20 protein-coding genes, 5 tRNA genes and 1 pseudogene are annotated in these 24334 nt (G+C 33.3%); 25 read left to right on the top strand and 1 reads right to left on the bottom strand.

Annotated features, from left to right (window positions below; all coding sequences use genetic code 11):
* Positions 1 to 10: 10 nt before the first annotated feature.
* Genes AJN64_RS02280 through recG form a run of 3 tightly spaced genes read left to right on the top strand, consistent with a single transcriptional unit; the run spans position 11 to position 4090 of the window.
* Complete coding sequence (locus tag AJN64_RS02280; protein ID WP_053872298.1) at positions 11 to 1057, top strand: dehypoxanthine futalosine cyclase; 1047 nt, start codon at positions 11 to 13, stop codon at positions 1055 to 1057.
* Positions 1057 to 2277: a M16 family metallopeptidase gene (locus AJN64_RS02275; RefSeq protein ID WP_070210023.1), complete on the top strand. Its 1221-nt coding sequence runs from the start codon at positions 1057 to 1059 to the stop codon at positions 2275 to 2277. The genes AJN64_RS02280 and AJN64_RS02275 overlap by 1 nt, the downstream gene beginning before the upstream one ends.
* Complete coding sequence (gene recG, locus AJN64_RS02270; RefSeq protein ID WP_070210024.1) at positions 2267 to 4090, top strand: ATP-dependent DNA helicase RecG; 1824 nt, start codon at positions 2267 to 2269, stop codon at positions 4088 to 4090. Before AJN64_RS02275 ends, recG begins: the two co-directional genes overlap by 11 nt.
* Here recG and ctb read toward each other — a convergent pair.
* Entirely contained in the window at positions 4087 to 4470 is a 384-nt protein-coding gene (gene ctb / locus AJN64_RS02265) for a truncated hemoglobin Ctb (protein ID WP_002858471.1), read from the bottom strand. The genes recG and ctb overlap by 4 nt on opposite strands.
* 94 nt (positions 4471 to 4564) lie before the next feature.
* Here ctb and nssR point away from each other — a divergent pair, with 94 nt between their 5' ends.
* The 22 genes and pseudogenes from nssR to fusA all read left to right on the top strand — a co-directional run bounded on the left by nssR (position 4565) and on the right by fusA (position 24324).
* The gene (gene nssR / locus AJN64_RS02260; protein ID WP_053872345.1) at positions 4565 to 5161 is read left to right on the top strand and encodes a nitrosative stress-sensitive transcriptional regulator NssR; all 597 of its coding nucleotides are present in this window, start codon (positions 4565 to 4567) and stop codon (positions 5159 to 5161) included.
* 15 nt (positions 5162 to 5176) lie between these two features.
* Complete coding sequence (locus AJN64_RS02255; RefSeq protein WP_002871192.1) at positions 5177 to 5878, top strand: amino acid ABC transporter permease; 702 nt, start codon at positions 5177 to 5179, stop codon at positions 5876 to 5878.
* Entirely contained in the window at positions 5871 to 6527 is a 657-nt protein-coding gene (locus AJN64_RS02250; RefSeq protein WP_053872861.1) for an amino acid ABC transporter permease, read from the top strand. The genes AJN64_RS02255 and AJN64_RS02250 overlap by 8 nt, the downstream gene beginning before the upstream one ends.
* Position 6528: 1 nt before the next feature.
* Positions 6529 to 7289: pseudogene (locus tag AJN64_RS02245) on the top strand (amino acid ABC transporter ATP-binding protein).
* Positions 7290 to 7380: 91 nt separating this feature from the next.
* Positions 7381 to 7456, top strand: a tRNA-Thr gene (locus AJN64_RS02240).
* Between the two features lie 49 nt (positions 7457 to 7505).
* A tRNA-Tyr gene (locus AJN64_RS02235) sits at positions 7506 to 7591 on the top strand.
* Between the two features lie 6 nt (positions 7592 to 7597).
* A tRNA-Gly gene (locus AJN64_RS02230) sits at positions 7598 to 7674 on the top strand.
* A gap of 104 nt (positions 7675 to 7778) precedes the next feature.
* Positions 7779 to 7853 (top strand) — tRNA-Thr (locus AJN64_RS02225).
* Positions 7854 to 7921: 68 nt separating this feature from the next.
* A complete protein-coding gene (gene tuf, locus AJN64_RS02220; RefSeq protein ID WP_002855271.1) occupies positions 7922 to 9121 on the top strand; it encodes an elongation factor Tu in 1200 nt (399 codons plus the stop codon).
* A gap of 52 nt (positions 9122 to 9173) precedes the next feature.
* Positions 9174 to 9332, top strand: a complete 159-nt coding sequence (gene rpmG, locus AJN64_RS02215; protein WP_002793551.1) for a 50S ribosomal protein L33 — start codon at positions 9174 to 9176, stop codon at positions 9330 to 9332.
* A 12-nt stretch (positions 9333 to 9344) separates the two neighbouring features.
* Positions 9345 to 9420, top strand: a tRNA-Trp gene (locus tag AJN64_RS02210).
* An 18-nt stretch (positions 9421 to 9438) separates the two neighbouring features.
* A complete protein-coding gene (gene secE / locus AJN64_RS02205) occupies positions 9439 to 9618 on the top strand; it encodes a preprotein translocase subunit SecE (protein ID WP_002854985.1) in 180 nt (59 codons plus the stop codon).
* A gap of 9 nt (positions 9619 to 9627) precedes the next feature.
* A complete protein-coding gene (gene nusG, locus AJN64_RS02200) occupies positions 9628 to 10161 on the top strand; it encodes a transcription termination/antitermination protein NusG (protein ID WP_002851098.1) in 534 nt (177 codons plus the stop codon).
* Between the two features lie 25 nt (positions 10162 to 10186).
* A complete protein-coding gene (rplK, locus tag AJN64_RS02195) occupies positions 10187 to 10612 on the top strand; it encodes a 50S ribosomal protein L11 (RefSeq protein ID WP_002779452.1) in 426 nt (141 codons plus the stop codon).
* Between the two features lie 54 nt (positions 10613 to 10666).
* Positions 10667 to 11368: a 50S ribosomal protein L1 gene (gene rplA, locus AJN64_RS02190; protein WP_002854928.1), complete on the top strand. Its 702-nt coding sequence runs from the start codon at positions 10667 to 10669 to the stop codon at positions 11366 to 11368.
* Positions 11369 to 11519: 151 nt separating this feature from the next.
* On the top strand, positions 11520 to 11999 hold the full coding sequence (rplJ, locus tag AJN64_RS02185; protein ID WP_002858610.1) for a 50S ribosomal protein L10: 480 nt from the start codon (positions 11520 to 11522) through the stop codon (positions 11997 to 11999).
* Between the two features lie 20 nt (positions 12000 to 12019).
* Positions 12020 to 12397: a 50S ribosomal protein L7/L12 gene (gene rplL, locus AJN64_RS02180; protein ID WP_002854820.1), complete on the top strand. Its 378-nt coding sequence runs from the start codon at positions 12020 to 12022 to the stop codon at positions 12395 to 12397.
* Between the two features lie 108 nt (positions 12398 to 12505).
* Positions 12506 to 16642, top strand: a complete 4137-nt coding sequence (rpoB, locus tag AJN64_RS02175; RefSeq protein ID WP_072223748.1) for a DNA-directed RNA polymerase subunit beta — start codon at positions 12506 to 12508, stop codon at positions 16640 to 16642.
* A complete protein-coding gene (gene rpoC, locus AJN64_RS02170) occupies positions 16635 to 21188 on the top strand; it encodes a DNA-directed RNA polymerase subunit beta' (protein ID WP_070292611.1) in 4554 nt (1517 codons plus the stop codon). Before rpoB ends, rpoC begins: the two co-directional genes overlap by 8 nt.
* A gap of 121 nt (positions 21189 to 21309) precedes the next feature.
* Entirely contained in the window at positions 21310 to 21696 is a 387-nt protein-coding gene (gene rpsL / locus AJN64_RS02165) for a 30S ribosomal protein S12 (protein WP_002782934.1), read from the top strand.
* Positions 21697 to 21765: 69 nt separating this feature from the next.
* Positions 21766 to 22236, top strand: a complete 471-nt coding sequence (gene rpsG, locus AJN64_RS02160) for a 30S ribosomal protein S7 (protein WP_002779471.1) — start codon at positions 21766 to 21768, stop codon at positions 22234 to 22236.
* Between the two features lie 12 nt (positions 22237 to 22248).
* Positions 22249 to 24324 carry an elongation factor G gene (fusA, locus tag AJN64_RS02155; protein ID WP_053872511.1) on the top strand — a complete coding sequence of 692 codons (2076 nt, stop codon included), beginning with the start codon at positions 22249 to 22251 and terminating at the stop codon, positions 24322 to 24324.
* The last annotated feature ends 10 nt before the right edge of the window (positions 24325 to 24334 follow it).

The following is a 24334-nucleotide window of genomic DNA, read 5'->3' as shown; positions in this document are numbered from 1 at the left end:
AGGAAAAATTTTGAAAAGACTGGATAAAAAAGAAGCTTTAGATTTATTACACCATGCAAGTTTAACAGAACTTGGAGAAATGGCTTATAAAAGAAAATTAGAACTTCATCCTGAAAAAATCACCACTTTTGTTGTAGATAGAAATATTAATTATACCAATGTTTGTTGTATTGATTGTTCTTTTTGCGCTTTTTATCGCCATCATAAAGAAGATGATGCTTATATTTTAAGCTTTGAAGAGATAGGCAAAAAGATAGAAGAGCTTGAAGCTATCGGGGGTACACAAATTCTTTTTCAAGGCGGGGTGCACCCAAAATTAAAAATAGAATGGTATGAAGAATTAGTTTCTTGGATAAAAGAACATTATCCAAATATCACTGTGCATGGTTTTTCAGCAGTTGAGATCGCTTATATTGCAAAAGCATCTAAAATTTCAATCACTGAAGTGTTAAAAAGATTACAAGCTAAGGGTTTATTTTCTATACCAGGAGCGGGAGCTGAGGTGCTAAGCGATAGGGTGCGTGATATTATCGCACCAAATAAATGCGATACAGCTACTTGGTTAGAAGTACATCGCCAAGCTCATAAAATCGGTATGAAAAGTACAGCTACTATGATGTTTGGAACGGTTGAAAATGATGAAGAAATCATCGATCATTTTGAGCATTTGAGAAAATTACAAGATGAAACAGGGGGATTTAGAGCTTTTATTTTATGGAGCTTTCAAAGTGATAATACTGCTTTAATCCAAAAACATCCAGAGATTATGAAGCAAAGTTCTAACAAGTATTTAAGACTTTTAGCTTTAGCAAGACTTTATTTAGATAATTTTAAAAATTTGCAAAGTTCTTGGGTAACTCAAGGCTCGATTATAGGTCAACTTGCTTTAAAATTTGGGGCTAATGATTTAGGCTCAACCATGATGGAAGAAAATGTAGTAAGCGCTGCAGGAGCAAGTTATAGAATGAATCAAGATGAGATGATAAGGCTGATTAGAAGTTTAGGCGAAAATCCAGCTAAACGCAATACCGCTTATGAAATTTTAGAAAGGTTTTAATGCAGTATTTAGAGAGTAGGGGTGTTAAAATCCCTTTTATTTTTGAAAAAAATTCCGATTTTCCTATTGTTGTTTTAAAGCTTGTTTTTAGAAATTGCGCTAGAAGTTATGATGAAATAGCAGGCTTAGCTAAGATGTTTTCACGTATTTTAAATGAAGGCGTGGATGATAAATTTTTTAAGGATTTAGAATTTAGAGCGATAAATTTAGAGGCAAGTAGTGGTTTTGAAAGCTTGGAAATCAATCTTTCTTGCTTGAAAGAAAATTTTGATTTTGCTTTAAAGAGTTTAGAAAAATTGCTTTTAAAACCAAGAATGGAAGAAAAAATTTTGCAAAAATTAAAAATCAATGCCTTAGGTGAACTTGCGAGTAAAAATAGTGATTTTGATTATTTAGCAAAAAATTTACTCAATGCTCAAATTTTTAAATGTAAAGAATTTCAAAGTCCAAACGATGGAGATGAAAAAAGTATAGAAACTTTGTCTTTAAAAGATCTGAAAAATTTTTATAAAAATTTTATCCATCTTAGTGATTTGGTTGTGATTTTAGGAGGAGATTTAGAAGAAAAACAAGCCAAGGAAGATCTTTTAAAACTCTTATCAAAACTTCAAATAGGTAAGAAAAATACTCCAAAAAAATATGAGTTAAGTAAAAACATCAAAGATGAAATTTTGCTACGCCCAGAAAGTGAACAAGCTTATATTTATTTTGCTACGCCTTTTTTTGCCGATTTTAAAGATAAGGATTTATATCTTGCAAAAATTGCATTATTTGTTCTAGGGCAAGGAGGATTTGGTTCAAGGATTATGGAAGAAATTCGTGTTAAAAGAGGTCTTGCATACTCAGCTTATGCTATGCTTGATATGAATATATCTTTTTCTAGAGTTTTTGGATATTTACAAACTAAAAATGAAAGCGCTAAAGAAGCTAAAAAAATCGTAAAAGAGCTTTTTGAAGATTTTATAAAAAATGGTATTACTCAAAACGAACTTGATCAAGCTAAAAATTTTCTCATAGGATCAACTCCTTTGCGTTATGAAAGCTTAAGCAAGCGTTTATCTATGTCTTTTAACGAATTTTATCAAGGTTTAAAATTAGGATATTATAAAGAAGAGTTAAAACTTATGGAAAAGGTTAAACTTGAAACCATAAATGCTTATATTAAAAAACATCAAGAGCTTTTAAATATAAGTTTTGCAAGCATACAAAATGAAAATTAAAGAAAGTGATTATGAATTTTTTAAAAAATTAAAAATTAGAAGTGCTATTGATTTAGCGCTTCTTTTACCTAAAAAAATTGAAAATTTAAATCCAAGTAAAAATCCTAAAGAAAATGAAATTTGTACCCAAAAAATCACTATAAAAAGCGTTAGTTCAAGAAAAAATCAACTTTTTGGTTTGGGTTTTTGTGAAGAATGGCAAGAAAATATCTCTTTTGTGTTTTTTCATCCTAGAGCTTGGCATTTTGGGATTTGTAAGGTAGGAAAAGAGCTTATTTTTAATGCTAAACTCTCACGTTTTAATCACACTTGGCAATTTAACAATCCTAAAATTTTAACTTCTTTTGAGGGTTTTAGTCCAAAGTATCAAATTTTAGGCTTAAAAGATACAAAAATTGCTGCTTTTATACATAAATATCTTAACTATGAAAATTTAAAAGAAAGTGGCATAGAGGATAAATATATACATTTTCTTTTAAATTTACATGCCTATGATGAAAAAAGTTTTTTTATGTTTGAAAATTTGCAAAATTTTAGCAAAGATTTAAAATATATAGAAATATATAATTTTTTAAAGCGTTTAAAAGCTAAAAAAACACATTTTAAAGCTCATCAAATCAATGTTTTTAATATAGCCAATTGGCTTAAAGATTTGCCTTTTTCTCTTACTAAAGATCAGCTTAATGCCTTAAAAGATATAGAAAAAGATTTGCATTCAAAAGAAGCTAAAAGGCGTGTGATTATGGGTGATGTAGGGTGTGGTAAAACCTTGGTTTTGCTTGGTGCGGCTTTGATGGTTTATCCTAAGCAGGCTATTTTAATGGCACCTACTAGTATTTTAGCGTATCAGCTTTATGAAGAGGCTAGGAAATTTTTACCTGATTTTATGAATATTTTGTTTATTAAAGGGGGTAAAAAAGAAAAAGATTTAGAACAAAATATCCAAAAAGCAAATCTTATCATAGGCACTCATGCTTTAATTCATTTAGAAAGTCATAATGCCGTACTTGTAATGATAGATGAACAACATCGTTTTGGGTCAGCTCAGCGTGAAAAAATTCATTCTTTAAATAAGCAAGAATTTACCCCTCATTTTATACAGTTTTCGGCTACGCCTATTCCAAGAACTTTAAGCATGATACAATCTGAACTTTTAAATTTTAGTTTTATTAAGCAAATGCCTTTTAAGAAGGATATTGCAACTTATTGTATACAAAATGAAGGTTTTTCTAAGCTTAGCGAGAAGATCAAGGAAGAAATTGCTAAAAATCATCAAATTATCATTATTTATCCCTTAGTGAGTGCTAGTGATAATATTCCTTATCTTTCTTTGGAGCAGGCTAGGGAGTATTGGCAGAGTCATTATGAAAAAGTTTTTGTAACTCATGGAAAAGATAAACAAAAAGATGAAATTTTAGAGCGTTTTAGGGATGAGGGAAATATTTTATTAAGCACTACAGTGGTGGAAGTGGGCATTTCTTTGCCAAGATTGAGTATGATAGTGATTGTGGGAGCGGAACGTTTAGGACTTGCTACCTTGCATCAACTTCGTGGTCGTGTAGGTCGTGTAGGGCTTAAAAGCACTTGTTATCTTTATACTAAACTTAAAGAAATTCCAAGTCGTTTAAAAGAATTTGCTAGCACTTTAGATGGGTTTAAAATAGCAGAGCTTGATCTTAAAAATCGTTTGAGTGGAGATTTGCTCGATGGTTTTATGCAGCATGGAAATGAGTTTAAATTTTTTGATTTTTCTAAGGATGAGGAGATTTTAGAAAAGGTGAAAAAAGATTTGGCAAAAAAATTGCCAAATTAATGTCCACCGTACTTATAAAGCATATTTTGAAAATGTGAGGCTATCATTTGTGCACGCTGTAAAATGACATTTTTCATTTCCTCATTATAAACTATATTTAAACTTTCTTCAAAAAGTTTTAGCCAAATTTCAAAAAACTCTTGAGGAAAAGGAGGTAGATCTAAGTGCTTTTTTAAGGGTTGCCCATTATAATCACCTTCGCCTAGAAGCATACCTGCCCAAAAATTTCCTATTTTTGCTTTATGTTCTTTCCATTCTTCATCGCTTGTTCCAATAGCATTGTTAAAAATAGGACCTAAATCTTTATCTTTTCTAACTTTTTCATAAAATATTTCCATGAGTTTTGCTATGCTTTCTTGATTAATTGTTTCAAATTTCATATAAACCTTTCTTAAATGTTAATTTTATGGCGTTAATATAGCAAAAATAAGATAAATTAAATTTAACATAAGTTAAGAATGGAAAATGTATATAATGAAAGATTATTTAGAACTTTTATCTAGTGTAGGAAAATTAAAAAAATTTCAAAAAAATAGTATTTTATTTTATGAAGGCGAAGAGGCTAAAAAATTTTTTATTTTAATCAAGGGAAAAATACGCATTTATAAAAGTACAGCAAGTGATAAAGAAATTACTTTGCATTATTTTAATCCTCCAAATTTTATAGCAGAAATGCCTGCTTTTAAAAAATTAAATTATCCTGCTAATGCTATATTTGAGGAAGATGGAGAAATTTTGGAAATTGATTTTATTAATTTTCAAAATTTATGCAGTGAAAATAAAGAATTCAATTTTTTACTTATCAGTTCACTTTTTGATAAAATTAAAATTTTAGAAAAGAAATTATCTCAAAATGCATTAGATTTAAGGACGAGATTATTAAAGTATCTTTTGGAAAATGAAAAAAAATTAGATACAATTTCACAAAAACAAATTGCAATTGATTTAAATGTTAGAGCACAATCTTTATCTCGAGTGTTAAAAGAACTTAAAATTTCAGAACTTATTGATACAAAAAAAGGTAGAATTGAAATTTTAAATAAAGATATGATCATGAAAGAACTTTGGTAAAATTTAAGGTAGAGAATGGATTTTGATTTTATATTAGCTCAAGCTCCTGCTTTTTTAACGGCTGCTTGGCTTACGATAAAACTAAGCTTTTTTGGAATTATTTTTTCTTTGATAATAGGCTTGTTTTGTATTTTAATGAGTTATTTTAAAATAAAAATTTTAGAAAATATTTGCAAGCTTTATATAGAGTTTTCAAGAAATACGCCTTTATTAATTCAACTTTTTTTCTTATATTATGCTTTACCTAAATTTAATATACATTTAGAACAAATTCCACCGCTTAGTGTGATTTGTTTAAGCGTAGAAGAAACTTTAAGACCTTCTTTTGCTTGTGCTATAGTAGGACTTAGTTTTTTAGGGGGTTCTTATATGGCTGAGAGTTTAAGGGCGGGATTTGAAGCCATAAGAAAACAGCAGTTTGAAGCCGGACTTTCTTTGGGTTTTTCAAAATTTGGAAATTTGCGTTATGTGATTTTGCCGCAAGCTTTAGCTATTTCTATGCCAAGTATTAGTGCTAATATTATATTTTTAATCAAAGAAACTTCAGTGGTTAGTATTATTGCCTTGCCAGATTTGGTGAATTTAATGAAGAGTTTAAATTCCTTAACCTATAAGACAGATGAGCTATTGTTTTTGTTGTTTATGGGATATTTGTGCATTATTTTGCCTTTGTCTTTTATTTTGCTAAAGTTTGAAAAAAGGTTGATTCATGCTTGAACTTTTAAATACCGATACGCTTTTAAGACTCTGGCAAGGGCTTTTTGTCACTCTTGAAATTTCATTTATCAGCATTATTATTACTTCGATAGGTGGGTTGTTTTTGGGAATTTTAATGAGTTTTAAAAATACCTATATCTATGCTTTTTGTCGTTTAGGTTTAGAATTTGTGCGTGTTATGCCACTTTTGGTATGGCTTTTTGTGGTGTATTTTGGTTTTCCTAGATGGTTTGAGTGGGATTTGAGTTCTGTAAGTGCAGCTATTATTGTCTTTAGCATTTGGGGTTGTTTTGAGATGATGGATTTAGTGCGTGTTTCCTTGCAGAGTATTCCAAAACATCAGTATGAAAGTGCATCATCTTTAGGTTTAAATACGGTGCAAAGTTTTGTTTATATTATTATTCCACAAGCTATGCGTCGTTTAACTCCTATGAGCATGAATTTACTTACTCGCATGATTAAAAGTACAACCTTTGCTTATTTAATCGGTGCGGTAGAGCTTGTAAAAGTAGGGCAACAAATTATAGAATTTCATAATAGAAATGATTTTGCACCTTTTATTATTTATGGTTTGATTTTTTTTATCTTTTTTATACTTTGTTATCCCATCACTTTATATTCAAGAAAATTAGAGAAAAAATGGAGCTAAAATGAGCATACTAAAAATAGAAAATTTACAAAAGTATTATGGTTCGCATCACGCCTTAAAAGATATTAATTTAGAAGTTAAGGCTAAAGAAGTTGTGGTGATTTTAGGTCCTAGCGGATGTGGAAAATCTACGCTTTTGCGTTGTATTAATGGGCTTGAAGAGATTGCAAGTGGTAATATTTATATTGATAATGAGAAAATAGATAAAGATTTTAAAGAATGGCCAAGAATGCGTCAAAAAGTTGGTATGGTTTTTCAATCTTATGAGCTTTTTGAGCATTTAAGTGTTGAAGAAAATATACTTTTAGGGCCTATGAAAGTGCAAAAAAGAAAGAAAGATGAGGTTTTAAAAGAGGCTAAAATTTGGCTTGAAAAGGTGGGGCTTTTGCATAAAATTCATGCTTATACAAGAGAACTTAGCGGAGGACAAAAGCAAAGAATTGCCATAGTAAGAAGTTTATGTATGAATCCTGAGTTAATGCTTTTTGATGAGGTTACAGCAGCGTTGGATCCTGAGATTGTTAGAGAAGTTTTAGAAGTGATGTTAAATCTTGCAAAAGAGGGTATGACTATGCTTATTGTTACTCATGAAATGGGTTTTGCTAAAGCTGTAGCAGATAAAATTATTTTTATGGATGAAGGAAAAATCATCGAAGAAAATGATCCTAAAAGTTTTTTTGAAAATCCAAAAAGCGAAAGAGCAAAGAAATTTTTAAATTTGTTTGATTATCATAAATAGATAAAAATAATATTGGTTTATGATAATAAACTTTACAAGACTAAAATTTTATAGAAAAACTAAAAAAGTCTTGACAAAAATTTTTTTTTGAGTTATAATCTCACTTTTATTTTTGCTGGTTTAGCTCAGTTGGTAGAGCAGCTGCCTTGTAAGCAGCAGGTCGGGGGTTCAAGTCCCTTAACCAGCTCCATTTATTTTAGCAGTGTTTGACCAGAATATTGAAAAAGCAATATTTTTATGGTGAGTTACTCAAGTGGCCAACGAGGGCAGACTGTAAATCTGCTGGCTTTCGCCTTCCGTGGTTCGAATCCACGACTCACCACCATGCTTTGCGGGAGTAGCTCAGTTGGCTAGAGCATCAGCCTTCCAAGCTGAGGGTCGCGGGTTCGAGTCCCGTTTCCCGCTCCAACAATTTAAAAGAACTGGGAGCTGTATTTTAAAACCTTTAACTTACAGTATATATCCCATTTAAGAGTTTTTGTTGTCTGTTATTGTGTATAATTTTTCTGAGCGCTCGTATGGCTCAGAGGTAGAGCACTCCCTTGGTAAGGGAGAGGTCGCGGGTTCAATTCCCGCTATGAGCTCCATGAATTGAAAAAATTATATAGATATAAGACTTGCTTTGCTCAATTTATTTTTTATACGGAGGAAAAAAATGGCTAAAGAAAAATTTTCACGTAATAAGCCACACGTAAATATTGGTACTATTGGTCACGTTGACCATGGTAAAACTACTTTAACAGCTGCTATTTCTGCTGTTCTTTCTAGAAGAGGTTTAGCAGAGCTTAAAGATTATGATAATATCGATAATGCTCCAGAAGAAAAAGAGCGTGGTATTACTATTGCTACTTCTCATATTGAATATGAAACAGACAATCGTCACTATGCACACGTTGACTGCCCAGGTCACGCAGATTATGTTAAAAACATGATTACAGGTGCTGCACAAATGGATGGAGCGATCTTGGTTGTTTCTGCTGCAGATGGCCCTATGCCACAAACTAGAGAACACATTCTTCTTTCTCGTCAAGTAGGCGTTCCATATATTGTTGTTTTTATGAATAAAGCAGATATGGTTGATGATGCTGAACTTTTAGAGTTAGTTGAAATGGAAATTAGAGAATTGTTAAGCTCTTATGATTTCCCAGGCGATGATACACCTATTATTTCTGGTTCTGCTTTAAAAGCTCTTGAAGAAGCTAAAGCTGGACAAGATGGTGAATGGTCGGCAAAAATTATGGATCTTATGGCTGCAGTTGATAGTTATATTCCAACTCCAACTCGTGATACTGAAAAAGACTTCTTGATGCCAATTGAAGACGTTTTCTCAATTTCAGGTCGTGGTACTGTTGTTACAGGTAGAATTGAAAAAGGTGTTGTAAAAGTAGGTGATACTATCGAAATCGTTGGTATTAAAGATACTCAAACAACAACTGTAACAGGTGTTGAAATGTTCAGAAAAGAAATGGATCAAGGCGAAGCAGGAGATAACGTAGGTGTTCTTCTTCGTGGTACTAAAAAAGAAGAAGTTATCCGTGGTATGGTTCTTGCTAAACCAAAATCAATTACTCCACACACTGACTTCGAAGCTGAAGTTTATATCTTAAATAAAGATGAAGGTGGTAGACATACTCCATTCTTTAACAACTATAGACCACAGTTTTATGTAAGAACAACTGATGTTACAGGTTCGATTAAATTAGCTGATGGTGTTGAAATGGTTATGCCAGGTGAAAATGTGAGAATTACTGTAAGCTTGATCGCTCCAGTAGCACTTGAAGAAGGAACTCGTTTTGCTATTCGTGAAGGTGGTAAAACTGTTGGTTCAGGTGTTGTTTCTAAAATTATTAAATAATTTAATAAAGCCAAGTTAAAAGCTTGGCTTTAATTTTTTAAGGAAAATTGAAATGAGAATTAAAGTTGGTTTAAAGTGTGAAGAATGTGGTGATATTAATTATAGCACCTATAAAAATAGTAAAAATACTACTGAAAAATTAGAATTAAAAAAATATTGCCCAAGATTAAAAAAACATACACTTCACAAAGAAGTTAAGCTAAAAAGTTAAGCTTGCGCCCTTAGGGCAATAGCTCCAACGGTAGAGCGCCGGATTCCAAATCCGATGGTTGGGGGTTCGAATCCCTCTTGCCCTGCCATAATTAAGGTTTAAATAAATGGAAAAATTAATAACTTATTTTAAATTATCAAAAGCCGAATTAAGGAAAGTAATTTTTCCTTTAAAAGAACAGGTAAGAAATGCCTATATTACAGTTTTTGTGGTTGTTGCGGTGATTTCTTTGTTTTTGGCGTTAGTGGATTGGCTTATGTCCTCTATTGTTTCTGCGATCGTATAAGGAGAGTAAATGAGTACTCATAAATGGTATGCAATTCAAACTTATGCTGGCAGTGAAATGGCAGTTAAAAGAGCCATTGAAAATTTAGTAAAAGATAACGGAATTGAAGAACAACTTAAAGAAATTGTTGTTCCAACTGAAGATGTTATTGAATTTAAGAATGGAAAGGAGAAGATTAGCGAAAGAAGTTTGTATTCAGGATACGTTTTTGCACTTCTTGATTTAAATACAGAGCTTTGGCATCGCATTCAATCTCTTCCAAAGGTTGGTCGTTTTATTGGAGAATCCAAAAAGCCAACCCCTTTAACAGAAAAAGATATTAATTTGATTTTGGAAAAAGTTCACAATCGTGCAGCGCCTAAACCAAAGATTTCTTTTGAAGAAGGGGAAAATGTGAGAATCACAGAAGGGCCATTTGCAAACTTTACTGCAATTGTAGAAGAGTATGATATGGTTCGTGGTTTATTAAAATTAAATGTTTCTATTTTTGGACGCTCAACTCCAGTGGAGATCTTATATTCTCAAGTTGAGAAAATAATTTAATTTATATCAAGTAAGGAGATTTGTTATGGCTAAAAAAGTCGTAGGCGAAATTAAATTGCAAATTGCTGCCACAAAAGCAAACCCATCACCACCTGTTGGTCCTGCTTTGGGTCAGCAAGGTGTTAATATTATGGAGTTTTGTAAGGCTTTTAATGAAAGAACAAAAGATATGGCAGGTTTTAATATCCCTGTTGTTATCACTGTTTATGCAGATAAAAGTTTTACTTTTATTACAAAACAACCGCCAGCTACGGATTTGATCAAAAAAGCAGCTGGAATTTCTAAAGGTACGGATAATCCACTTAAAAATAAGGTGGGTAAGTTAACTCGTGCTCAAGTTTTAGAAATAGTAGATAAGAAAATTGCAGATTTAAATACTAAAGATAGAGATCAAGCTGCTAAAATTATTGCAGGTTCAGCTCGTTCTATGGGTGTTGAAATCGTAGATTAATCCTTTCACCGCCAAGGTAAAAGGCGGTAGCACTTTAAAATGCGGAGAAAATAAATGGCTAAGATAGCAAAAAGATTAAAAGAATTATCACAAAAAATTGATTCAAATAAAGAGTATGCTTTAAGCGATGCAATTGATACAATAAAGACTTTAAAGTCTGCTAAATTTGATGAGACTGTAGAAATTGCTTTAAAACTCAATGTTGATCCAAGACATGCAGATCAAATGGTAAGAGGATCTGTTGTTTTACCTGCTGGAACGGGTAAAAAAGTTCGCGTTGCTGTAATTGCAAAAGATGCAAAAGCTGATGAAGCGAAAAATGCTGGTGCAGATATTGTGGGTAGCGATGATTTAGTAGAAGAAATTCAAAAAGGTAATATGAATTTTGATGTTTTGATTGCTACTCCAAATTTAATGGGACTTGTTGGTAAAGTTGGTAGAATTTTAGGCCCAAAAGGTTTAATGCCAAATCCTAAAACCGGAACAGTGACTATGGATGTTGCTCAAGCGGTTAATAATGCAAAAAGTGGTCAAGTAAATTTCCGTGTTGATAAGCAAGGAAATATCCATGCAGGTCTTGGTAAAGTAAGTTTTTCTAAAGAACAATTATGGGACAATGTTAGCACTTTTGTAAAGGCAATTAACAAACACAAACCTGCCGCAGCTAAAGGTAGATATATTAAAAATGCGGCTTTATCTTTGACAATGAGCCCTTCTGTAAAGCTTGAAACACAAGAATTGCTTGATATGAAATAAGAGTTGCTTTTTTGCAACTCTTTTGTTTTAAAATAAACATTTGAAAAAATTTTTGATTTTTTGAGATGTTTATTTTAGATTGAAGATGGTCGAGGCGTAAGCTTAATTGGATTTCCACTCTACTTGAAATCTCAATCGGAAAGGAGAAAATGTGACTAGAAGCGAAAAAGTTGAGATTATTGCTAAACTTGAAGAAGGTTTTAAAGCTAGTGAAGCTATTGTAGTTTGTAATTACAGAGGTCTTAGCACAAAAAAACTAGAAGAGCTTAGAAATAATGCAAGAGAAAACAATGTAAAAGTTCAAATTGTTAAAAATACTTTGGCTAACATTGCTCTTAACAATTCCGGTAAAACAGGTCTAGTTCTTAAAGATACAAATATTTATCTTTGGGGCGAAGATCAGCTAAGTGTTTCAAAAGTAGCCGCTAAATTTGAAGAAAATAACGATAAATTTGAAATCAAAACAGCTCATATTGAAGGCGAAGTTGCAGATGTTGCTAAGGTTAAAGCTCTTGCTAAAATGCCTTCACGCAATGAGTTGCTTGCTATGCTTTTGCAAGTTTGGAATGCGCCAATTACCAATTTCACAATAGGTTTAAATGCGCTTAAAAATAAAAAAGAATCTGAATAAATTAAATAAAAGGATAAAAAATGGCAATTTCTAAAGAAGATGTATTAGAATATATTTCAAATTTAAGTGTTCTTGAGTTATCAGAACTTGTAAAAGAATTTGAAGAAAAATTTGGTGTGTCTGCTGCTCCTGTAATGGTAGCTGGTGGTGCTGCAGCTGGTGGTGCTGCAGCTGCTGCTGAAGAAAAAACTGAATTTGATATCGTTTTAACTGATGGCGGTGCTAAAAAGATTGAAGTTATTAAAATCGTTCGTGCTCTTACAGGCCTTGGTCTTAAAGAAGCAAAAGATGCAGTTGAGCAAACTCCTTCAACTCTAAAAGAGGGTGTGGCTAAAGCTGAAGCTGAAGAAGCTAAAAAACAACTTGAAGAAGCTGGTGCTAAAGTAGAACTTAAGTAATTTTAAGCTTTAAAGTTAGAAGAAGATTTGCCAAGGCAAGTCTTCTTTTTTTATTTTTACCTAATTTTTAGGTCTTCTTTTTTAAATTTACAAAATTTACCATGAGGTATGTGCGATATGTTAGATAATAAATTAGGAAATCGTTTAAGAGTAGACTTCTCAAACATTTCAAAACAAATAGAAATCCCAAATCTTCTACAATTACAAAAAAAGAGTTTTGATTATTTTTTAAATCTTGATAATGGTGAAAGTGGTATAGAAAAAGTTTTTAAATCAATTTTTCCTATTCATGATCCGCAAAATAGATTGAGTCTTGAATATGTTAGTAGTGAAATAGGCAAGCCAAAATATACCATTCGCGAATGCATGGAAAGAGGTTTGACTTATTCTGTAAATTTAAAAATGAAAATCCGTCTTACTCTGCATGAAAAAGATGAAAAAACAGGGGAAAAAGTTGGCGTAAAAGATATTAAAGAACAAGAAATTTATATCCGCGAAATTCCTTTAATGACAGATCGTGTATCTTTTATCATTAACGGGGTTGAGAGGGTGGTTGTAAATCAATTACATAGAAGCCCTGGTGTTATTTTTAAAGAAGAAGAAAGTTCAACGGTTGCAAATAAGCTTGTTTATACAGCACAAATTATTCCTGATCGTGGTTCGTGGCTTTATTTTGAATACGATGCCAAAGATGTTTTGTATGTAAGAATCAACAAGCGTAGAAAAGTTCCTGTAACTATGCTTTTTAGGGCTTTAGGGTATAAAAAACAGGATATTATTAAGTTGTTTTATCCTATCCAGACTATACATGTGAAAAAAGATAAATTTTTAACAGAATTTAATCCAAATGATTTTATGGACAGAATAGAGTATGATATTAAAGATGAAAAAGGAAAAATTGTTCATCAAGCTGGAAAACGACTTACAAAGAAAAAAGCAGAACAGCTTATTAAAGACGGTTTAAAATGGATAGAATACCCTGTAGAAATTTTACTTAATCGTTATTTGGCAAATCCTATTATTGATAAGGAAAGTGGAGAGGTTTTATTTGATTCTTTAACTTTGCTAGATGAGAGTAAGCTTGCCAAGATTAAAGAGCAAAAAAGTTTTGATATAGCAAATGACTTGGCTAATGGCGTTGATGCAGCGATTATTAACTCCTTTGCTCAAGATGGAGAAACTCTAAAACTTCTTAAACAAAGTGAAAATATCGATGATGAAAATGATTTAGCTGCGATTAGAATTTACAAAGTTATGCGTCCAGGTGAACCTGTGGTAAAAGATGCAGCGAAGGCTTTTGTAAATGATTTATTCTTCAATCCTGAAAGATACGATCTTACCAAGGTAGGTCGTATGAAAATGAACCATAAGTTAGGTCTTGAAGTGCCTGAGTATGTTACTGTTTTGACTAATGAAGATATTATTAAAACTGCAAAATATTTAATTAAAGTAAAAAATGGTAAAGGACATATTGATGATAGAGATCATTTAGGAAATCGTCGTATCCGTTCTATAGGTGAACTTTTAGCCAATGAACTTCATTTAGGTCTTGCAAAAATGCAAAAGGCGATCAGAGATAAATTTACTTCTTTAAATGCGGATCTTGATAAAGTAATGCCTTATGATTTAATCAATCCTAAAATGATTACTACAACCATCATTGAATTTTTTACAGGAGGTCAGCTTTCGCAATTTATGGATCAAACCAACCCTTTAAGTGAGGTTACTCATAAGCGTCGTTTGTCAGCGCTTGGTGAAGGTGGGCTTGTAAAAGAAAGAGCAGGTTTTGAAGTGCGTGATGTTCACGCGACACATTATGGTAGAATTTGTCCAGTTGAAACACCTGAAGGTCAAAATATTGGTTTGATTAACACTCTTTCTACTTATGCAAAAGTAAATGAACTTGGCTTTGTTGAAGCACCATATAGAAAAGTTGTAAATGGTAAAGTGACTAATGAAGTTGTTTATCTTACAGCAACACAAGAAGAAGGCTTATTTATCGCACCAGCTTCAACTAAGGTTGATGCTAAAGGCAATATAGTAGAAGAATTTGTTGAGGCTAGACAAGATGGTGAAACTATACTTGCAAGACGCGAAGAAGTGCAATTAATCGATCTTTGCTCAGGTATGGTTGTTGGGGTTGCGGCTTCTTTGATTCCGTTTTTAGAGCACGATGATGCAAACAGAGCACTAATGGGTTCAAACATGCAACGTCAAGCTGTGCCACTTCTTACTGCTTCAGCTCCGATAGTAGGAACAGGTATGGAACAAATTATTGCGCGTGATGCTTGGGAAGCTGTTAAAGCAAAGCGTGGCGGTGTGGTTGAGAAAGTGGATAATAAAAGTATTTTCATTTTAGGTGAAGATGATAAAGGTCCATTTATTGACCATTATACTATGGAGAAAAATTTAAGAACCAATCAAAATACAAATTATATTCAACATCCTATTGTTAAAAAAGGTGATATAGTAAAAGCAGGACAAATTATCGCAGATGGTCCTTCTATGGATCAAGGCGAACTTGCTATAGGTAAAAATGCTTTAATCGCTTTTATGCCTTGGAATGGTTATAACTATGAGGATGCTATAGTTGTAAGTGAGAGAATTATTCGTGAAGATACCTTTACAAGCGTGCACATTTATGAAAAAGAAATTGAAGCAAGAGAACTAAAAGACGGCATAGAAGAAATTACCAAAGATATCCCAAATGTAAAAGAAGAAGATGTTGCACATCTTGATGAGAGCGGTATTGCAAAAATTGGTACCCATATCAAACCAGGTATGATTTTGGTGGGTAAGGTTTCTCCAAAAGGTGAGGTTAAACCAACTCCTGAAGAAAGACTTTTAAGAGCTATTTTTGGGGAAAAAGCAGGACATGTTGTGAATAAATCACTTTATGCAACCGCTTCTTTAGAGGGTGTTGTTGTGGATGTTAAAATTTTCACTAAAAAAGGCTATGAAAAAGATGATCGCGCAATAAAATCTTATGATAAAGAAAAAATGGCTTTAGAAAAAGAACATCATGATAGACTTTTGATGATGGATAGAGAAGAAATGCTTCGTGTTTGTGCTCTTCTTTCCAAAGCCCCTTTAAATAGTGATCAAAAAATTGGAGATAAAAATTATAAAAAAGGACAAACTGCAGATATTAGCGAACTTGAAAAAATCAATCGTTTTACTTTAACAACTTTGATTAAAGCTTATTCTAAAGAGATTCAAAAAGAATACGATGATTTAAAAAATCATTTCCAAAATGAGAAGAAAAAATTAAAAGCAGAACACGATGAAAAGCTTGAAATTTTAGAAAAAGATGATATTTTACCAAGTGGGGTAATTAAGCTTGTTAAAGTTTATATTGCTACAAAGAGAAAGCTTAAAGTCGGTGATAAAATGGCAGGACGCCACGGAAACAAAGGTATAGTTTCAACTATAGTTCCTGAAGTGGATATGCCTTATTTACCAAATGGCAAAAGCGTGGATATTGCGCTTAATCCACTTGGCGTTCCAAGTCGTATGAATATAGGCCAAATTTTAGAAAGCCATTTGGGTTTAATTGGACTTAGACTCGGAGATCAGATTCAAGAAATTTTTGACAGAAAGCAAAAAGATTTTCTTAAAGAATTAAGAGCAAAAATGCTTGAAATTTGTTCTATTCCAAGACTTGCAAGCGAAAAAGAATTTATTAAAAGCTTAAGCAATGAAGAGCTTTTAAACTATGCTAGAGACTGGAGTAAAGGAGTTAAATTTGCTACTCCTGTTTTTGAAGGTGTAAATATAGAAGAATTTAGCAAGCTTTTTGAAATGGCCAAGATAGATATGGACGGCAAAACAGAACTTTATGATGGACGCACGGGTGAGAAAATCGCAGAGCGTGTTCATGTAGGATGTATGTATATGCTAAAACTCCACCACTTAGTTGATGAGAAAGTTCACGCAAGAAGTACAGGACCTTACAGCTTAGTTACCCAACAACCTGTGGGTGGTAAAGCACTCTTTGGGGGACAAAGATTTGGAGAAATGGAAGTTTGGGCACTTGAAGCTTATGGAGCGGCTCATACTTTAAGAGAAATGTTAACCATAAAATCAGATGATGTAGAAGGTAGATTTAGTGCTTATAAAGCATTGACAAAAGGTGAAAATGTTCCAGCAACAGGAATTCCTGAAACATTTTTTGTATTAACCAATGAGCTTAAATCTCTTGCTTTAGATGTTGAGATTTTTGATAAGGATGAAGATAATGAGTAAATTTAAAGTAATAGAAATCAAAGAAGATGCAAGACCTAGAGATTTTGAAGCGTTTCAACTAAGACTTGCAAGTCCTGAAAAAATCAAATCATGGTCTTATGGAGAAGTAAAAAAACCAGAAACTATCAATTATAGAACCTTAAAGCCTGAAAGAGATGGGCTTTTTTGTGCAAAGATTTTTGGACCTATAAGAGATTATGAGTGTCTTTGTGGTAAATACAAAAAAATGCGTTTTAAAGGCGTTAAGTGTGAAAAATGTGGTGTTGAAGTAGCAAATTCAAAAGTGCGTCGTTCTAGAATGGGGCATATTGAGCTTGTAACTCCTGTGGCTCATATTTGGTATGTTAATTCTCTTCCAAGCCGTATAGGGACGCTTTTGGGTGTTAAGATGAAAGATCTTGAGCGCGTGCTTTATTATGAAGCTTATATCGTTGAAAACCCAGGAGATGCTTTCTATGATAATGAAAGTACTAAAAAAGTGGAATATTGCGATGTTTTAAACGAGGAGCAATATCAAAATTTAATGCAACGCTATGAAAATAGTGGCTTTAAAGCAAGAATGGGTGGAGAAGTTGTTCGTGATTTACTTGCAAATTTAGATCTTGTAGCGCTTTTAAATCAGCTTAAAGAAGAAATGGCGGCTACAAATTCAGAGGCTAAGAAAAAAACCATCATTAAACGCTTAAAAGTTGTAGAAAATTTCTTAAATTCAAATTTAAACGCCAATACCGATAGCGATGAAGCCGTACCAAATCGTCCTGAATGGATGATGATTACAAATCTTCCAGTTTTACCGCCAGATTTGCGTCCTTTAGTGGCTTTAGATGGTGGGAAATTTGCAGTTTCTGATGTGAATGACTTATATCGTCGTGTTATTAATAGAAATACACGTCTTAAAAAACTTATGGAACTTGATGCACCTGAAATCATTATAAGAAATGAAAAAAGAATGCTCCAAGAGGCTGTTGATGCACTTTTTGACAACGGTCGTCGTGCTAATGCTGTAAAAGGAGCAAATAAACGCCCATTAAAATCTTTAAGTGAAATTATTAAAGGCAAACAAGGACGTTTTAGACAAAACCTACTAGGTAAGAGGGTTGATTTTTCAGGTCGTAGCGTTATTGTTGTAGGTCCAAAACTTAGAATGGATCAATGCGGTTTACCTAAAAAAATGGCTTTAGAGCTTTTTAAGCCACATCTTTTAGCTAAGCTTGAAGAAAAAGGTTATGCAACCACAGTAAAACAAGCTAAAAAAATGATAGAAAACAAAACTAATGAAGTTTGGGAATGTTTAGAAGAGGTGGTAAAAGGGCATCCTGTTATGTTAAACCGTGCGCCTACTTTGCATAAACTTTCTATCCAAGCTTTTCATCCTGTTTTAGTGGAAGGTAAGGCTATACAACTTCATCCTTTGGTTTGTGCAGCATTTAACGCGGACTTTGACGGGGATCAAATGGCAGTGCATGTACCGCTTTCTCAAGAGGCCATTGCAGAATGCAAAGTGCTTATGCTTTCATCAATGAATATTCTTTTGCCGGCAAGCGGTAAGTCTGTAACCGTTCCATCTCAAGATATGGTTTTAGGGATTTATTATCTTTCACTAGAAAAAGCTGGTGCTAAAGGTTCGCATAAAATTTGTACAGGTATTGATGAAGTGATGATGGCGCTTGAAAGCAAGTGTTTGGATATTCATGCGAGTATACAAACTATGGTAGATGGTAGAAAGATTACCACTACAGCAGGAAGATTGATTATTAAATCCATTTTACCTGATTTTGTGCCTGAAAATAGTTGGAATAAAGTCTTAAAGAAAAAAGACATTGCCGCGCTTGTGGATTATGTTTATAAACAAGGTGGTTTAGAGATTACAGCAAGTTTCTTGGATAGACTTAAAAATTTAGGTTTTGAGTATGCAACTAAAGCAGGTATTTCAATTTCGATTGCAGATATTATTGTTCCTAATGACAAGCAAAAAGCTATCGATGAAGCAAAAAAACAAGTAAGAGAAATTCAAAATTCTTATAATCTTGGTTTGATTACTTCAGGGGAAAGATACAATAAAATCATTGATATTTGGAAAAGTACAAATAATGTCCTTTCAAAAGAGATGATGAAGCTTGTAGAAAAAGATAAAGAAGGTTTTAACTCTATTTATATGATGGCAGATTCTGGTGCTAGGGGTAGTGCGGCTCAAATTTCTCAGCTTGCTGCGATGAGAGGACTTATGACTAAACCTGATGGTTCTATTATCGAAACTCCTATTATTTCGAATTTCCGTGAAGGGCTAAATGTTCTTGAATACTTTATTTCAACTCACGGTGCTAGAAAAGGTCTTGCAGATACCGCTCTTAAAACAGCAAATGCGGGTTATTTGACAAGAAAACTTATCGATGTTGCACAAAATGTAAAAATTACTATTGAAGATTGTGGAACGCATGAAGGTGTTGAAATCAATGAAATTACCGCAGATAGTTCTATTATAGAAACTTTAGAAGAAAGAATTTTAGGCAGGGTTTTAGCTGAAGATGTGATCGATCCTATTACAAATTCTGTGCTTTTTGCAGAAGGTACTTTAATGGATGAGGAAAAAGCAAAAATTCTTGGAGAAAGCGGTATAAAAAGTGTCAATATCCGCACTCCTATTACTTGCAAAGCTAAAAAAGGAATTTGTGCAAAATGTTATGGTATCAATCTTGGCGAAGGTAAATTAGTAAAACCAGGTGAAGCAGTAGGAATTATTTCCGCTCAATCTATCGGCGAGCCAGGGACGCAGCTAACTCTAAGAACTTTCCACAGCGGGGGGACTGCAAGTACGGATTTACAAGATAGACAAGTAAGCGCACAAAAAGAAGGTTTTATAAGATTTTATAATCTTAAAACTTATAAAAATAAAGAAGGTAAAAATATCGTAGCAAATCGTAGAAATGCGGCGATTTTACTTGTGGAGCCAAAAATCAAAACTCCATTTAAAGGTGTGATTAATATAGAAAATATTCATGAAGATGTGATTGTTTCTATTAAAGATAAAAAACAAGAAGTAAAATACATACTAAGAAAATACGATCTTGCTAAACCAAATGAATTAGCAGGTGTAAGTGGTAGTATAGATGGAAAACTTTATTTGCCATATCAAAGTGGTATGCAAGTAGAAGAAAATGAAAGTATCGTGGAAGTGATTAAAGAGGGTTGGAACGTTCCTAATCGTATTCCTTTTGCGAGTGAAATTTTAGTAGAAGATGGCGAGCCCGTGGTACAAAATATCAAAGCAGGAGAAAAGGGAACGCTTAAATTTTATATCCTTAAAGGCGATGGTTTAGATAGAGTAAAAAATGTTAAAAAAGGCGATATTGTTAAAGAAAAAGGATTCTTTGTGGTGATTGCTGATGAAAATGATAGAGAAGCAAAAAGACACTATATTCCAAGAGAATCTAAGATAGAATTTAATGATAGTGAAAAAATCGATGATGCAAATACCATCATTGCAAGTGCTCCTAAAAAAGAAAGAAAAGTGATTGCAGAATGGGATGCTTATAATAATACTATCATTGCAGAAATTGATGGTGTTATAAGCTTTGAGGATATTGAAGCAGGTTATAGTGCTGATGAGCAAATTGATGAAGCTACAGGTAAGCGTTCTTTAGTGATTAATGAGTATTTGCCAAGCGGAGTTAGACCAACTTTGGTAATTGCAGGAAAAGGTGATAAGGCTGTGCGTTATCAGCTTGAACCAAAAACCGTTATTTTTGTTCATGATGGTGATAAAATCGCTCAAGCAGATATTTTAGCAAAAACTCCAAAAGCTGCAGCTAAATCAAAAGATATTACAGGAGGTCTTCCAAGAGTTTCTGAACTTTTTGAAGCAAGAAAACCAAAAAATGCGGCTGTGATTGCAGAAATTGATGGTGTTGTTCGTTTTGATAAACCTTTGCGTTCTAAAGAAAGAATTATTATCCAAGCAGAAGATGGTACAAGTGCTGAGTATTTAATAGATAAATCAAAACACATTCAAGTAAGAGATGGCGAGTTTATCCATGCAGGTGAAAAACTTACAGATGGAGTTGTTTCAAGTCATGATGTGCTTAAAATTTTAGGTGAAAAAGCCTTGCATTATTATTTGATTTCTGAAATTCAACAAGTTTATCGCGGACAAGGTGTTGTGATTTCTGATAAACATATAGAAGTTATCGTTTCTCAAATGCTAAGACAAGTAAAAGTTGTAGATAGTGGACATACGAAATTTATCGAGGGTGATTTGGTTTCAAGACGTAAATTCCGTGAAGAAAACGAAAGAATCATTAGAATGGATGGAGAACCTGCTATTGCTGAGCCTGTGCTTTTAGGTGTAACAAGAGCAGCGATTGGAAGTGATAGTGTGATTTCTGCAGCTTCATTCCAAGAAACTACTAAAGTTCTAACCGAAGCAAGTATAGCGGGTAAATTTGACTACTTAGAAGATTTAAAAGAAAATGTTATTCTAGGTAGAATGATACCTGTTGGAACAGGGCTTTATGGTGAACAAAATTTAAAACTTAAAGAACAAGAATAACTTTTTATCAATAGCCCTTTTTTAGGGCTATATTTCCTCATTTAAATATTTTTTAACTAAATTATAAGCAAAAATTAGATATCATCCAAAGTTTATTACATTTTTAAAGAAAGGAATTATTGTGCCTACCATAAATCAATTGGTTAGAAAAGAGCGCAAAAAAGTTTTAGAAAAATCTAAATCTCCAGCGCTTAAAAATTGTCCACAAAGAAGGGGAGTTTGCACTAGGGTTTATACTACAACACCTAAAAAACCAAACTCAGCGTTAAGAAAAGTTGCCAAAGTAAGACTTACTAGTGGCTTTGAAGTGATCAGCTATATCGGCGGTGAAGGTCATAACTTGCAAGAACACAGCATTGTTTTAGTGCGTGGCGGTAGGGTAAAAGACTTACCAGGGGTTAAATATCACATCGTTCGTGGTGCTCTTGATACAGCAGGTGTTGCAAAAAGAACAGTTTCTCGTTCTAAATATGGTGCTAAACGCCCTAAAGCAGGCGCTGCAAAATAATCATTCATACAGACAAATCCGTTAGATTTGATTTTGTTTGAGTAAAATTTAAAATTTGAAGGAAAAATAATGAGAAGAAGAAAAGCTCCGGTAAGAGAAGTCTTGCCTGATCCGATTTATGGTAATAAAGTAATCACAAAATTTATTAATTCTTTAATGTATGATGGTAAAAAAAGCACAGCTACAACAATTATGTATGGTGCTTTAGAAGCTATTGATAAAAAAGGTGGCGAGAAAAAAGGTATTGATATTTTTAATGATGCGATTGAAAATATCAAGCCTTTATTAGAAGTGAAATCTCGTCGTGTAGGTGGTGCAACCTATCAAGTTCCAGTAGAAGTTCGCCCTGCTAGACAACAAGCTTTGGCGATTCGTTGGATTATTTCTTTTGCAAGAAAAAGAAGTGAAAGAACTATGATTGATAAACTTGCAGCTGAGCTTTTAGATGCTGCTAATAGCAAAGGTGCTTCATTTAAGAAGAAAGAAGATACTTATAAAATGGCTGAAGCAAATAAAGCATTTGCTCACTATCGTTGGTAAGAAGGAGTGTGTATGTCAAGAAGTACTCCTTTAAAAAAAGTTAGAAATATCGGTATTGCTGCTCACATCGATGCGGGTAAAACGACTACATCTGAAAGAATTCTTTTCTTTACAGGCATGAGTCATAAAATCGGTGAAGTTCATGATGGTGCTGCAACTATGGACTGGATGGAACAAGAGAAAGAGCGTGGGATTACTATCACTTCTGCGGCTACAACTTGTTTTTGGAAAGACCATCAAATCAACCTTATTGACACTCCAGGCCACGTTGATTTTACAATTGAAGTTGAAAGATCTATGCGTGTTCTTGATGGTGCTGTTGCGGTATTTTGTTCAGTGGGTGGGGTGCAACCTCAAAGTGAAACAGTTTGGAGACAAGCAAATAAATACGGTGTTCCAAGAATAGTATTTGTAAACAAAATGGATAGAATCGGTGCAAATTTTTACAATGTAGAAGATCAAATTCGCAACCGTTTAAAAGCTAATCCAGTTCCACTTCAAATTCCAATTGGTGCTGAGGATAATTTTAAAGGCGTAATCGATCTTGTAACTATGAAAGCTTTAGTTTGGGAAGATGATACTAAGCCAACTGATTATGTAGAAAAAGAAATTCCAGCTGAACTTAAAGAAAAGGCAGAAGAATATCGTACAAAAATGATAGAAGCAGTTTCTGAAACTTCAGATGAGTTGATGGAAAAATATTTAGGCGGAGAAGAATTAAGCCTTGAAGAGATTAAAACAGGGATTAAAGCAGGATGTTTAAGTCTTTCTATCGTTCCTATGCTTTGCGGTACAGCGTTTAAAAATAAAGGGGTTCAGCCTTTACTTGATGCTGTTGTGGCTTATTTACCAGCTCCTGATGAAGTGGCAAATATCAAGGGTGAATATGAAGATGGCACAGAAGTTTCTGTAAAATCAACCGATGATGGCGAGTTTGCAGGACTTGCATTTAAAATCATGACAGATCCATTTGTAGGACAACTTACTTTCGTGCGTGTTTATCGCGGTTGTTTAGAAAGCGGTTCTTATGCTTATAACTCAACTAAAGATAAAAAAGAAAGAATTGGTCGTTTGTTAAAAATGCACTCTAACAAAAGAGAAGAGATTAAAGTGCTTTACGCAGGAGAAATTGGTGCTGTTGTAGGACTTAAAGATACTTTAACAGGGGATACTCTTGCAAGTGAAAAAGATAAGGTAATCCTTGAAAGAATGGATTTTCCAGATCCAGTTATTTCTGTTGCAGTTGAGCCAAAAACTAAAGCTGATCAAGAAAAAATGTCTATTGCTTTAAATAAATTAGCACAAGAAGATCCAAGTTTTAGAGTTTCTACAGATGAAGAAAGTGGTCAAACTATTATTTCAGGTATGGGTGAGTTACACCTTGAAATTATCGTTGATAGAATGCTTCGTGAATTTAAAGTTGAAGCTGAAGTAGGTCAACCACAAGTTGCTTATCGTGAAACTATTAGAAAAGCTGTTGAACAAGAATACAAATACGCTAAACAATCAGGTGGTCGTGGTCAGTATGGACATGTATTCTTACGCCTTGAACCACTTGAGCCAGGTAGTGGATATGAATTTGTTAATGATATCAAAGGTGGGGTGATTCCAAAAGAATACATTCCTGCAGTTGATAAAGGTGTTCAAGAAGCATTACAAAATGGTGTTTTAGCAGGTTATCCTGTAGAAGATGTTAAAGTAACTGTTTATGATGGAAGTTATCACGAAGTGGATTCATCTGAGATGGCGTTTAAACTTGCTGCTTCTATGGGCTTTAAAGAAGGTGCTAGAAAAGCAGGCGCTGTGATCTTAGAGCCTATGATGAAAGTCGAAGTAGAAACTCCTGAAGATTACATGGGTGATGTTATTGGCGATCTTAACAAACGTCGTGGTCAAGTAAATAGCATGGATGAGCGTGGTGGAAATAAAATCATCACAGCATTTTGTCCTTTGGCTGAAATGTTTGGTTATTCAACTGATCTTAGAAGTCAAACTCAAGGTCGTGCGACTTATTCTATGGAATTTGATCACTATGATGAAGTTCCTAAAAATGTTGCGGATGAAATCATCAAAAAAAGAAACGGTTAAATTTTTAGCG

The sequence above is a fragment of the Campylobacter sp. BCW_4332 genome, from assembly GCF_001763175.1.
GTDB classification, from domain to species: Bacteria; Campylobacterota; Campylobacteria; order Campylobacterales; family Campylobacteraceae; genus Campylobacter_D; species Campylobacter_D jejuni.
Note: the sequence above shows the minus strand (reverse complement) of the source record. Positions and strands in the feature narration are given on the sequence as shown.